Source organism: Desulfococcus multivorans (assembly GCF_001854245.1).
GTDB classification, from domain to species: domain Bacteria; phylum Desulfobacterota; class Desulfobacteria; order Desulfobacterales; family Desulfococcaceae; genus Desulfococcus; species Desulfococcus multivorans.
On the sequence record NZ_CP015381.1, the window covers coordinates 3047488 to 3060358 of the forward strand.

Annotated in this window: 11 protein-coding genes; 4 read left to right on the forward strand and 7 right to left on the reverse strand. The window is 56.8% G+C overall.

The features are described from left to right. Nucleotides 1-42: 42 nt before the first annotated feature. On the forward strand, nt 43-1629 hold the full coding sequence (locus tag dmul_RS13240; protein WP_020877206.1) for an NAD(P)H-hydrate dehydratase: 1587 nt from the start codon (nt 43-45) through the stop codon (nt 1627-1629). 220 nt (nt 1630-1849) lie between these two features. Here dmul_RS13240 and dmul_RS13245 read toward each other — a convergent pair whose 3' ends face one another. Together dmul_RS13245 and dmul_RS13250 are read right to left on the reverse strand one after the other, a co-directional pair. Then, nucleotides 1850-2527 carry a ferredoxin--NADP reductase gene (locus dmul_RS13245; protein WP_020877205.1) on the reverse strand — a complete coding sequence of 226 codons (678 nt, stop codon included), beginning with the start codon at nt 2525-2527 and terminating at the stop codon, nt 1850-1852. Between the two features lie 4 nt (nt 2528-2531). Beyond that, a complete protein-coding gene (locus dmul_RS13250; RefSeq protein WP_020877204.1) occupies nt 2532-3101 on the reverse strand; it encodes a cob(I)yrinic acid a,c-diamide adenosyltransferase in 570 nt (189 codons plus the stop codon). Between the two features lie 473 nt (nt 3102-3574). On the opposite strand from dmul_RS13250, the gene dmul_RS13255 reads away from it, so the two are divergent. The 3 genes from dmul_RS13255 to dmul_RS13265 all read left to right on the forward strand — a co-directional run bounded on the left by dmul_RS13255 (nt 3575) and on the right by dmul_RS13265 (nt 7829). Then, nucleotides 3575-4432 (forward strand): glycosyltransferase family 2 protein, encoded by an 858-nt coding sequence (locus dmul_RS13255; protein WP_020877203.1) that lies wholly within the window; start codon nt 3575-3577, stop codon nt 4430-4432. A gap of 177 nt (nt 4433-4609) precedes the next feature. Next, the gene (locus dmul_RS13260) at nt 4610-6325 is read left to right on the forward strand and encodes a bifunctional sulfate adenylyltransferase/adenylylsulfate kinase (RefSeq protein WP_020877202.1); all 1716 of its coding nucleotides are present in this window, start codon (nt 4610-4612) and stop codon (nt 6323-6325) included. A 61-nt stretch (nt 6326-6386) separates the two neighbouring features. Further along, complete coding sequence (locus tag dmul_RS13265) at nt 6387-7829, forward strand: mannose-1-phosphate guanylyltransferase/mannose-6-phosphate isomerase (RefSeq protein WP_020877201.1); 1443 nt, start codon at nt 6387-6389, stop codon at nt 7827-7829. Here dmul_RS13265 and dmul_RS13270 read toward each other — a convergent pair. The 5 genes from dmul_RS13270 to dmul_RS13290 form a co-directional block, all read right to left on the reverse strand. Next, nucleotides 7783-8676 carry a hypothetical protein gene (locus dmul_RS13270; protein WP_144016532.1) on the reverse strand — a complete coding sequence of 298 codons (894 nt, stop codon included), beginning with the start codon at nt 8674-8676 and terminating at the stop codon, nt 7783-7785. The two genes, dmul_RS13265 and dmul_RS13270, sit on opposite strands and share 47 nt — an antisense overlap. 161 nt (nt 8677-8837) lie before the next feature. Continuing rightward, nucleotides 8838-9605 (reverse strand): succinate dehydrogenase/fumarate reductase iron-sulfur subunit, encoded by a 768-nt coding sequence (locus dmul_RS13275; protein WP_020877199.1) that lies wholly within the window; start codon nt 9603-9605, stop codon nt 8838-8840. Continuing rightward, entirely contained in the window at nt 9602-11515 is a 1914-nt protein-coding gene (locus tag dmul_RS13280) for a fumarate reductase/succinate dehydrogenase flavoprotein subunit (RefSeq protein WP_020877198.1), read from the reverse strand. Before dmul_RS13280 ends, dmul_RS13275 begins: the two co-directional genes overlap by 4 nt. Nucleotides 11516-11528: 13 nt before the next feature. After that, a complete protein-coding gene (locus tag dmul_RS13285; protein ID WP_020877197.1) occupies nt 11529-12170 on the reverse strand; it encodes a succinate dehydrogenase cytochrome b subunit in 642 nt (213 codons plus the stop codon). Nucleotides 12171-12292: 122 nt separating this feature from the next. Then, complete coding sequence (locus tag dmul_RS13290) at nt 12293-12853, reverse strand: HD domain-containing protein (RefSeq protein ID WP_020877196.1); 561 nt, start codon at nt 12851-12853, stop codon at nt 12293-12295. Nucleotides 12854-12871: the final 18 nt, after the last annotated feature.

Below are 12871 nucleotides of genomic sequence, written 5' to 3' on the forward strand. Positions count from 1 at the left end.
GGCCTCGGTCGATGGATGAGTCCCATCAAACGGAGTGAAACCATGAAAATCAGCAATGTGAACGAAATGCGGAGAATGGATCAGAAAGCCGTTCAACACTATGGCATTGTTGAAGAAATGCTGATGGAAAACGCCGGCCTGGCCGCCTATCGGGTGCTTTCGGCATCCATGAACATGGCCGGCAAACGCATTCTGGTCGTCTGCGGTATCGGCAACAACGGCGGCGACGGCCTGGTCGTGGCCCGAAAGATCCATTCCGGCGGCGGTGATCCCCGCGTAATCATTCTTTCGGATCCGGCGGGATACAAAGGCGCAGCCGGAACCAATTTCAGCATTATCTCACGGCTGGGCCTGAACGTTCGCGTCATCGACGACGCCGGATCTCTGCACGACGATCTTTGTTGCTGCGACGCCGTTGTCGACGCCATCTTCGGCACCGGGCTCACCCGTCCGGTGGAAGGGCACTACCGGGAGGTCATCCAGCGCATCAACCGCAGCGGAAAACCCGTCCTGAGCCTTGACATCCCTTCAGGCGTGGCAGGGGATACCGGCCGGATCATGGGCGAAGCCGTCCGCGCCGGCGACACAGTGACTTTCGGCCTGCCCAAGGTCGGCAATCTGCTTTACCCCGGGTACGATCAGGGGGGCCGGCTCCACGTCTCCCACATCTCTTTTCCACCCGCGCTTTATCAATCCGAAGCCCTCACCATCGCCCTGAACGACATGCCGAACCTGCCGTCCAGGGACCCTGTCGCGCACAAGGGAAGCTTCGGTAACGCTCTTTTCATCGCCGGGGCCGCCGCTTATTTCGGCGCCCCCTATTTTTCAGCGTCCGCGTTTCTGAAGGCGGGAGGCGGGTATGCCCGGTTGGCCGCGCCCCGCTCCATCATCCCGGTGGTTGCCCAGAAAGCGAGCGAAATCGTTTTTCATCCCCAGGTGGAGACCGCAAGCGGCAGCATCGCATCGACCAACGAAACAGCCCTTCGAGAGCTCGCCCGCCCGATGGATATGGTGGTAATGGGCCCGGGCCTCTCCCTCGACAGAGAAACCCAGGCCCTGGTGCGAGCCCTTACCCCCGCCCTCGGGGCGCCGCTCCTCCTGGACGGCGACGGCATCACCGCCGTTGCCGAAGACCTTGACGGCGTACGACAACGAAAACCGCCCACTATCCTCACCCCCCACCTTGGAGAAATGGCCAGGCTGACCGGGAAAACCATCGACACGATCTCTGCGGATCCGATAGAGATGCTGCGGAGGACGGCAATGGATCTCGGCGCCGTGATCGTCCTCAAGGGCCCCCACTCCCTCATCGGCTTTCCCGACGGTCGGGTGCGGATCAACATGAGCGGCAACGCCGGCATGGCAACCGCGGGCTCGGGGGATGTTCTCACGGGAACTATCGCGGCGCTGGTCGGCCTCGGGATGTCCCCGGAAGCCGCCGCCGCCGGGGGGACATTCCTCCACGGCATGGCCGGGGACCTGGCCGCGGATCAAAAAGGACAGGACGGCATGACCGCCCGGGACATCCTCGATTTTCTCCCCATGGCGCTCAAGGCCGTCCGGGAAGAGAAAACATCGTCTCAACCCTTTTACGGGGACAGATACCGAATTCCCGTGGTCGATGCCTGACGCCGGGGCACCGAAAGACGCCAGTGGTGTGCACGACCGTCGGCACCGTTGGAGGCCGAAGGCTGAAGGCTGAAGACTGAAGGGGCATCGCCGCCCCGTTCATCACAAACGCACCCTTTCAGCCTTCAGCCTCGACTGGCGATCAGCGGTCCGGACGCAAGCGCGTTTCATGGCCGCCCGAAGCAAGCTTTGAAGGTTTTTGTCGGATTTACCGCAGCCCTCAATAAAATGTTTCCGAATAGACTCTACCGCCGGGGAAGCGATCATCGATGATCAGGGTGGCCTCCCGGATCATCTCTCGCCGGCCGCAGAGATAGAAATCATACTCCCCCGGCGGAAGGCGGTCGGCTAAAAATACCGTTACCCTGCCATGGAAGGCGTCCCCGGGGAAGGCGGCATCCGTCGCGGTGGAGAGGCAGGGGACATAGCGAAGGGCAGATGTGCGGAAAAGCGCCTCGTAATAGAGGTCGGCCGCCGTCTGAACGCCGTGGAGCAGAATGAATCCTGCAATACCGGATCTGGCCATGGAAACGAACGGGGCGATTCCCGTACCGGTGGCGACAAACACCACCGGTTTTCCGGCACTCTGATAGGTAAAATATCCCTGGGGTCCGATGAACTCGAGAGTCGTTCCCATTTCGGTTTTCCCAAGAAAGGAGGAGTAAGCGCCGGCAGTCCGGACCAACAGTCGGATATCCGGATCCGATGGCGCGGTAATAAGGGAATATTCCCTCTCCATCATCCCGGAGATATCGTCACATCGGAAACGAATGAATTGTCCGGGTTCGAAGCCGAATTCCGCAGGCCGCCGCAGGCCGATTTCAAATGTTGCGGGGGACAGCCATTGCCGGTCTATCACCTGAGTACGGTAGAATTTCGGAGCGGCATCCCGGGACATCTTTTCACCCTTTCCACTGAATATCGGTAACGCCGGCAGCCAGATTGCAGTATCGGGCCAGCATGAAAAGATAATCTGAAAGGCGGTTGATATACGTCAAAAGATCCTGCACCGCCTCGAGGCGTAAATCCACCACGCCCCGCTCTCCCAAACGGATGATTCGACGCTCGGCGCGCCGGCATACCGTCCTGGCCACATGAGCCCATGCGGCGGGTATACTCCCCCCGGGGAGGATGAAGGATTTCAGCGGCGGCAGCTCCAGGTCCATCCGATCCATGGCCGACTCCAGTGCCCGGATCCTGTCCGGACCGATCCTTTCAAGCGAGCCAAAATGGGGGGCATCAGGTGTAGTTGCCAGAAGAGCGCCGATAACCATAAGATCCTTCTGAATCCCATGGACCTCTTCTCGAATGCTCGTTCGATCCCCCGTTAAGGATGCCGTGAGGGCACCCATAACCGCATTCAATTCATCAATATCTCCATACGCCTCAACCCGATCATCGCTCTTGTCAACCCGCTCTCCGCTGAAAAGGCTCGTTTTTCCTCGATCACCGCCGCCGGTATAGATTTTCACCACAGACTCCTTGGTTCTTGTTTTCCGTGTTTGCCGCACCTTTATGCAATCACCGGTCTACGAAAGTAGAGAATTGAGATATCAAATCGATTCCATGAAGGCAATACTTTTAAACGTATTGTTAATATTCAACTTTCGGTTTTCAAGGGTTGATGCCGGCAGGGAACGTCCCGCACGGTTTGGTTCAAGTGCCGCTGAAGCCTGCTCCGGACAGCCCGAAAATGCCCTTAAGCGCAAACCGTCCGGGTCGCTTGAAGACTGAAGGCTGAAGGCTATAGGCTGAAGGGGTGCGTTTGTGAGGAACGGGACGGTGATGCCCCTTCAGTCTTCAGCCTTCGGCCTTCAGTCTCTAAAGGCTCACCATCACGAGAGCCGACAGTTGAGTCGGTTTTCCAAAAACATACACGCGGATGGCAGGCAGTGGTTTTGATTTTTCTTGAATGCCGGCGCCAATCAGGTTAAAATATTATATTATGATCTCAAGCTCGGCCTCTCCGTTGATCAGCGTTATCATACCGACCCATAACCGGGCCTGGATTCTCAGGGACGCCATCGATTCAGTCCTCTCCCAGAAGGATTGCACCTTCGAGCTGATCGTCGTGGACGACGGCTCCACGGACGACACACCGGAGTTGCTTCGATCCTACGGAAACCGCCTCACCGCCATCCGACAGGAAAACCGCGGCGTCTCTGCGGCCCGGAACCTGGGGATCCGAAACGCAACCGGTCGATTTATCGCTTTTCTCGATTCCGACGACTACTGGCTTCCCGGGAAGCTTGCGGCCCAGGCCGCCTTTTTCAACGGCCGGTCGAACGCCCTCATCTGTCAGACCCAGGAAATCTGGATCCGGAACGGCGTCCGGGTCAATCCCCGCAAGCGACACCGTAAACGGACAGGAATGATCTTCGAACCGTCATTGCACCTCTGCCTGATCAGTCCTTCGGCTGTCATGATGCATCGATCCCTGTTCGACGTGGTCGGGCTATTCGATGAATCCCTGCCCGCCTGCGAGGATTACGACCTGTGGCTCCAGATCAGTTGCCGTTTTCCGGTTTTGCTGGTCGACGCACCCCTCGTCGTCAAACGCGGCGGACATCCCGACCAGCTCTCCCGGACACCGGGTCTGGACCGATTCCGGATCGCCGCTCTGGTGAAATGTATCGAACGCGCCCCCCTTACCGCCCTTCAACGCAATGCCGCTATCCGTGTCCTTGCGGATAAATGCCGGATCTACGGCGAAGGATGCCTGAAACGGGGACGCCGCAACGAGGCGCCCTACTATCTGAACCTTCCCCACCGATACCTTTCCCTGTACAAGAATGAGGACTGATCTCCGGTTGTTCGGCTTTCCCGGCATATCGTCCTTGAAACAGGGTTGATCTTTTGAAGGCCATGTACTAAATACCAATAACGAATCTTATCCAAATCCGTGCTTGTCCATGGAAAGCACTCGGAATAACCGTTACCGGCGGTCTACCGCCGACTCATGGGAAGATGAGGATCACCGATGGATCAAATGGATGCACCCGCTCCTTACGGCGGCGAACTGGTCAACCTGTTGGTGGATGATGAACGCATCGAATTGCTGAAAAAGATTGCCGGCAAGCTGACGGAGCTCACATTGACGGATCGCCAGATGTGCGATGTGGAGCTGCTCGCCACAGGCGCTTTTTCCCCCCTTCGGGGCTTCATGGTTCAATCCGAATATGCATCGGTGCTGGACCGGATGCAGCTCCAGAACGGACTGGTATGGCCGCTTCCCATCTGCCTGGATGTCAACGACCTCGCGGCAAGAACCCTGGAGGCCGGACAATCCGTCGCGCTCAGAGATGCCGAAGGCTTTCTCCTGGCGGTAATGCACATCGAGGATATTTTTCCGGCCGAAAAGGAAAAGGAGGCCGAGAAGATCTACGGGACCCGCGACCCCGCTCATCCGGGCGTCGACCACCTCATGAACGCCTGCGGAGATACCTACATCGGGGGCCGCATCGAAGCGATCCATTTGCCTCCCCATTTCGATTTTCAACGACTGCGAAGATCGCCGGTTGAAATCCGGCAGATGGCCGAAAAACTGGGATGGAACAGAATGGTCGGTTTCCACACCCGGAATCCCATCCATCGTCCCCAGTTCGAGTTGACCCTGAAGGCCATGCGAAAGGCCTCCGCCAACCTGCTCCTTCTCCCGACGGTCGGTATCACGATGCCCGGGGATTTCGACCATTACACCCGGATCAAATGCTACAGGGAGATTGCCAAACGCTACCCTCCCGACGCCCACATCCTGAACCTGCTGCCTTTGGCCAATCGCATGGCCGGTCCCAGGGAAGCACTCCTTCACGCGATTATCGCCAGGAACTTTGGATGTTCCCATTTTATTATCGGGGAGCATCACGGATCGCCGGACACAGACCAAAACGGACAGCCCTTCTATCCGGGCGCCGCAGCCCGGGAGTTCGCCGAGGCTTTCGACGGTCATATCGGCATTCAGATTCTGGGTTTTCAGGAGATGCTCTACCTGCCCTTCGAAGACGAGTACCGCTTTGCGGATCAGGTTCCCGACGGCACTCAGACCCTGTCCTTTTCGGGATTCGACATCCGTACCCGTATCCGCACCGGGCGAAAGGTCCCGCTCTGGGCCAGCTTTCCCGAGGTGATCTCGGCCCTTCGAAAAGCCTACCCACCCCCCAGGAAACAAGGGCTTACGGTTTTTTTTACAGGACTTTCCGGTGCAGGGAAATCAACCCTTGCCAAGATTCTCTATGCCCGTTTCATGGAGCTGGGCGACCGGCCCGTCACCCTGCTGGACGGGGACATCGTGCGGCAGAATCTCTCCCGGGAACTCAGCTTTTCAAAAGAACATCGGGACATCAATGTCCGTCGCATCGGTTTTGTGGCGAGCGAAATCACCAAAAACCGCGGCATCGCCATCTGCGCTCCGATCGCACCCTATGCCTCGACCCGAACCGAGATCCGAAGACGCATCGAAGAATATGGAGGATTTGCAGAAGTTCATGTGGCGACGCCCATTGAAGAATGCGAAAAACGGGACCGAAAAGGCATGTACGCCAAGGCCAGAGCAGGACTCATCAAAGGTTTCACCGGAGTGGACGATCCCTACGAACCCCCTGAATGCCCCGAACTTCGTATCGATACGACCCACATGACGCCCAATGAAGCGGTAAAGGATATCCTGCTGTTCCTGGGCGAAAAAGGTTATATCTGATCGCGGCCCAGCGGTCACGGGCCGGGGTCGGCTGATTGAAAAACGTCAACGAGGTTGATTCATGATACATCCGGTTATTCTGGCAGGCGGATCGGGCACACGACTGTGGCCCCTTTCGCGGGAGCTCTATCCCAAGCAGCTGCTGAAGCTGGTGACGGAGAACACGATGCTCCAGGACACCCTGCTTCGGCTTACGGGCATCGCCGAATTGGGCGCCCCCATCGTCGTCTGCAATGAAAATCATCGCTTCATGGTTGCGGAGCAGATCAGAGCCCTCGGCCTGAATCATGCCGACATCATACTGGAGCCGGTCGGCAGAAACACGGCCCCGGCCGCAGCCGTAGCCGCCTTGCGGGCGCTGTCGTCGGGAAACGACCCGCTCCTTCTAATTCTGCCGGCCGACCATTTCATTCGGGATACGGCTGTATTTCACCGAGCCCTTCAGACCGGGGTCCGCTTTGCGGAACAGGATCGTCTCGTCACCTTTGGTATTGTTCCCGAAACTCCGGAGACCGGCTACGGCTATATCAAAAAAGGGCGGGCTCTTGACGAGCCCGGACCAGACAAGAATTCCATCGCCGTCGCCATCGATCGATTCGCGGAAAAACCCGACCTGGACACGGCCGTCGCCTATATCGATTCAGGCGACTACTGCTGGAACAGCGGTATGTTCCTTTTCAGAGCGAAGACCCTCGTGCAGGAAATGGAAAACTGGGTTCCCGAAATAGTGGCAGCCTGCAAACATGCCCTTGCGAAGGGGAAAAAGGACCTCGACTTCTTCAGGCTTGACTGCGGCGCCTTCGAGGCGTGTCCCAGCGATTCCATCGACTACGCCGTCATGGAAAAAACCGCCAGAGGCGTTATGATCCCTCTCCAGGCCGGATGGAGCGACCTGGGATCCTGGGAAGCCCTCTGGCAGGCGGGAACAAAAGACGCCCACGACAACGTCGTCCAGGGCGACGTGCTGCTTCATGATGTCGGCAATTCCTACCTCAGAGCCGATTCCCGGCTCGTTGCGGCTGTTGGGCTCAAAGACCACATCGTTGTGGAGACCGCCGATGCGGTGCTCATTTCACCTCGCAGCGAGGTACAGGATGTCAGGAGCCTTGTCGACAAGCTCAAGAAGGCACGGCGCATCGAGAGCGTCACCCACAAAACCGTCTACAAGCCCTGGGGCACCACCGAAAATCTGGTGAAATCAGAGCGCTTTCAGGTCAACCGCCTTACGGTGAAACCCGGTGCCGTGCTCTCTCTCCAGAAGCATTTCAACCGGGCCGAACACTGGATCGTTGTCCGGGGAACCGCCCTGGTTATCAGGGGGGAGGAAGAAATGATCCTTAAAGAAGACAGCTCCACATATATTCCCCACGGCATGGCTCACCGCCTGAGCAATCCCGGCAAGATCCCTCTGGAGATCATCGAGGTCCAGTCCGGAGATTATCTGGGGGAAAACGATATTATCCGCCTTGAGGATCCTTACGGCGAGACGCCTGGACCCTTGTGACGAGGCGGTCAAACAAGCGATCGAAGATTCGCGAAGCCTCTTTCAGCGCTTCTCTGGAATCAAAAACCGATTCCAATTCCTGGAAAAGCGTGTTGTAGGCCGGCACCCCTCCACAAGGGATCGATGCGATCGGATCGCCGGTCGCCCGCCCATAATCCACGGAAGGCTTCGGGTACTTTCGATCCTCGAAAAAGTAGCTCCCCAGCTTGCCGGGCCTGGCTCTGAACGGCCAGTCCCGACGGATCGCGAAAAAATCTCGAATTACACTCTCCCGATCGTCGTCCCCCAATATGTCTCCGGATACCAGCGGACGTTCTATCCGTTTTTCAAGTTCATGAAAAAACGCCGTCACCAAAGCGACTTCCGTCACGATCAGCCCATAGGCGTGCCAATCGTCGGCCACCCCTCGAAGCACTTGTTTGTACACCGGATTGAGGGTCTTACAGGACATGCAGAAATAAGTGCGACATGCCATGCCGCCGTAGTAGCTGAGGCCTCGTAAATCGATCCCCGCGTTTCCTTCACCGAGAGGATGAAGAAGGCATCCCACACGGGATCGTTTTTTTCCCACCAGGCCGAGATATGGACAATGATAAAATTCAGGATAGGGTCGATCCTGAGATTCACGCACCAGAACGGCGTTGCCGAATGCCAGGATGGCCGCCACATCCCTCGGAATTTCGGCAAATGCGCGCGTCCGACGATTCAGGTTGTCCAGCAGGGCCTCCCGTGAGGCATCGGCAACATTGTAAAGGCCGCAACAGGCCCCGCACGAGACGTCCTCGTTCACCTGGCAGAGATAGACCCCACCCGGAACGCCGATATCCTTTTCAATCAGTGAAACCATCTCTTCGCTTCCCACCACCGGCGCCGCCATTGGATGGAGGGCAAGGGGCGCGGTCTATCTATAAAACAAACCCGATCGAATCCAGAGGAGTTGTTGCGGACAGTCGCGGATTGGAAATGGTCGTCCCGGACAGCCGAAGATCCGACTGCCCGGAAATTACGCTACATCACGCTGGAGAAAAAACCGGCCTTCAGGAACTCCCGGTTCGCGCGGGCAATGTTGACGATGGAGATTTCTTTGGGGCATTCCGCCTCGCACTCTCTTTCGTTGCTGCAGTTGCCGAAGCCCAGGGCATCCATCTCCCGGATCATGTTGAGGGCTCTGCGAGCCGCCTCCGGACGTCCCTGGGGAAGAAGCGCCAGATGAGAAATTTTGGCGCTGGTGAAGAGCATGGCGGAGGCGTTGGGACATGCCGCGACACAAGCTCCGCAACCGATGCACTGGGCGGCATCCATGGCTTTTTCCGCTACATCCTGGGAAATCGAGATGGCATTGGCGTCCGGGGCTCCTCCGGCGTTGACGGAGATAAACCCGCCCGCCTGGATGATACCGTCAAGGGCGCTTCGGTCGATCATCAAGTCTTTCAAAACCTTGAACGCCCGAGCGCGGAAAGGTTCGATGACCACCGTGTCGCCGTCCTTGAAATGACGCATGTGGAGTTGGCAAAGGGTTGTCCCCTTTTCATGGCCGTGGGGATGCCCTCCGACCACGCAGCCGCATTGGCCGCATATCCCCTCCCGGCAGTCGCTGTCAAATGCGATGGGGTCCTTGTCTGAGAGCGTCAGCTCTTCGTTGACGACATCGAGCATCTCCAGGAAGGACATATCCGTCGAAATGTTATTGGCGCTGTAATCTTCAAACCGGCCTTTATCCTTGGGACCGTTCTGACGCCATACCTTCAGGGTTAGATTAATAGCTTTCGATGTCACTTGTAGCTCCTTTGCGTTAGTTTGACGTATTCAAATTCCAGGGGCTCTTTGTGGAGTACGGGGTCCTCGCCCGGTCCTCGATCTTCCCAGGCGGCGGCATAGCAGAAATTGTCATCGTCCCGAAGCGCCTCGCCCTCTTCGGTCTGGAACTCCTCGTTGAAGTGGCCACCGCAGGATTCCTGACGATGGCGGGCATCAACGACCATCAGTTCGGCGAACTCGAGAAAATCGGCCACACGGCCGGCTTTTTCAAGGCTCTGGTTAATATTCCGGGTCTCGCCGGGAACCCGAACATTTTCCCAGAATTCCGAACGAAGTTCCTGAATCATGCCTCTCGCCTTGTCGAGACCGTCGTTGTTCCGGGCCATGCCGCAATATTCCCACAGGATATGGCCGAGTTTTTTGTGAAAATCGTCCACGGTCCGCTTGCCGTTGATGGACATGAGCTTGTTGATACGGTCGCTCACCTGACCGAGGGTATCCTTGAAGGCCGGATGATCGGTGGTGACGATCTCATGGGATTCACCGGCAAGGTATCCGCCGAGGGTATACGGGATGACAAAATAGCCGTCCGCCAGGCCTTGCATCAGAGCACTGGCGCCCAACCGGTTGGCACCGTGATCGGAAAAATTGCACTCACCCGCGGCGAACAGACCCGGGACGGTAGTCATCAGATTGTAATCGACCCAAAGGCCCCCCATGGTGTAGTGAACCGCCGGATAGATCATCATCGGCATCTGATAGGGATCCTGAGCCGTTATCTTTTCGTACATCTGGAACAAGTTGCCGTATTTCTTGGCGATGACGTTTCGGCCGTCCCGCTCTATGGCGTCCCGGAAATCGAGGTAGACGGCCAGGCCGGTCTCGCCGACACCCCGCCCCTGATCACACTGTTCTTTGGCGTTTCGAGATGCGACGTCTCGAGGCACCAGGTTGCCGAAGCTTGGATATTTCTCCTCGAGATAGTAAAAGCGCTCGGATTCGGGAATGTCACCGGGGGCCCGCTTGTCGCCCGGTTTTTTGGGAACCCACACCCGACCGTCGTTCCGGAGACTCTCGCTCATGAGGGTGAGCTTCGATTGATAGTCGCCATGGACGGGAATGCAGGTGGGATGGATTTGAGTGTAACAGGGGTTGCCGAAGAAAGCGCCTCGACGATAACATCGGTAGGAGGCGTTGACGTTACAGTTCATGGCATTGGTGGAGAGGAAAAAGACATTCCCGTATCCGCCGGTGGCCAATACCACCGCATGAGCTGCGTATGTCTCGATCTCGCCGTTGATCAGGTTCCGGGTCACGATACCCCTGGCCTTGCCGCCGACGAGCACCAGATCGAGCATCTCCCGCCGGGGATACATCTTTACCTTGCCGGCCGCGATCTGCCGGGAAAGAGAGGCATACGCCCCCAACAGCAGCTGCTGCCCCGTCTGGCCGCGGGCATAGAAGGTTCTGGAGACCTGGGCGCCGCCGAAGGAACGGTTGGCCAGTTGACCGCCGTATTCCCGGGCAAAAGGGATGCCCTGGGCCACACCTTGGTCAATGATGTTCCGGCTGACCTGGGCCAGGCGATACACGTTGGCCTCACGTGCCCGGAAATCGCCTCCTTTGACCGTATCGTAGAACAACCGCCAGATGGAGTCACCGTCATTCTGGTAATTTTTAGCGGCATTGATGCCGCCCTGGGCCGCGATACTGTGAGCCCTTCTCGGGCTGTCCTGAATGCAGAAGTTCTTGACATTGTACCCCAACTCGGCAAGCGTCGCAGCGGCGGCACCCCCGGCCAGGCCGGTGCCGACGACGATAATGTCGTATTTTCTTTTGTTGGCGGGATTGACGAGTTTGAGATCAAAACGATGTTTGTCCCATTTATCCTGGATGGGACCGCTCGGAATCTTGGCATCAAGCTGCATGGACGAAACCTCCTTAGGCAAGAATGGAAACATAAATCGGAATGAAGCCGAAGCCGACGCCGACGAGAATGCTGAACGCGATACCCGCCACATGGATGATCGGCATGTATTTGGGATGGTTGGCGCCAAGAGTCTGGAAGGCGCTCCAGAAACCGTGGCTGACGTGGACGGCGACGACAATCATGGCGGCGACATAAGTGATCACATACAGGGGATTGGAAAAGGCATTTGAAACAATTTCAAAGATCGTGGTGTGGGTTTTGTCGACGAAATGAAAGTTCAGCAGGTGAAAAATGATGAAAAGCAGCATCAGGATACCGGTATAGGGCATGGTTTGGGAGCCGATGGTGCGTCCTCCGCCGCTTTTGTTGACGGCATAGCGAACCGGTCTTGCCGTGTAGTTCTGGTAGAAGAGGTAGAGCCCGACACCCACATGGACAACGGCGAAGGTCAGGAGCCCCAACTCCATCAGGGTAATCAGGGGACCCAGGGAATGGAGGTGTTCCGCGTAGCTGTTAAAGGCATCCTTTCCCCCATAAATGGTCAGGTTTCCGGCAAGATGTCCCGACAGGAACCCGATGAAGCCCAGGCCGGTAAGGGCCATGAAGAGCTTCTTCCCGATGGAAGTTCCCACAGTCTTTGCAATCCAATTCATCTTTTCCTCCACTGCTAAAGAGTTGAAATGTGGTTATATAATAAATCCCCAAACAAATAAGGAAGTTAAATTTATCCAAGCCAGGAATGATCATGGCCTGCAAACAATAGTTACTATTGGTTTCACTCCGGTCTGTCAACATAATTTTTGAGCCACCATTCATCCCACTCCGTCTCCATGATCTTTTGGGCCAGCAATTTCCCCGTTTCCGTCTTGAGGCGCTGCAATACCGTAGGAAGCCATTTTTGGGGCGGCGAGTGCCCGATGTCCATAAGCGCCTTCAAATCGAGTATGAAGGCGATTTGATCCGCGTCATGGGCCAGAAGCGATTCCCGGGTTTCACCGGATCGGAACTCTTCGATCAACCCGGCTATACTCGAACCGAAAGGAAGGTCCTTTATCGTATGACGGACCGCTTTGGCCTCGTTGGATGACACATAGTTTTTTTGCACGTAGTTGAGATCTCCGGTTCGGGCTTCGGGGAGATCGTGGATCAGACACATGGAAATCAGCTTCAGGGCGTCGACGCTTGGATCCATTTCCGCCATGGCATACGCGATGAAGGTGATCATGAAAGAATGTTCCGCCACAGACTCCTCTCCGGCACCCAGAAAATGGTATCCCGACCGGGGAATTTCCTTCAACATTTTTGCTTCAAACAACAAGTTTACAATTGTTCTCATATATTTCTCCGTTTTTTC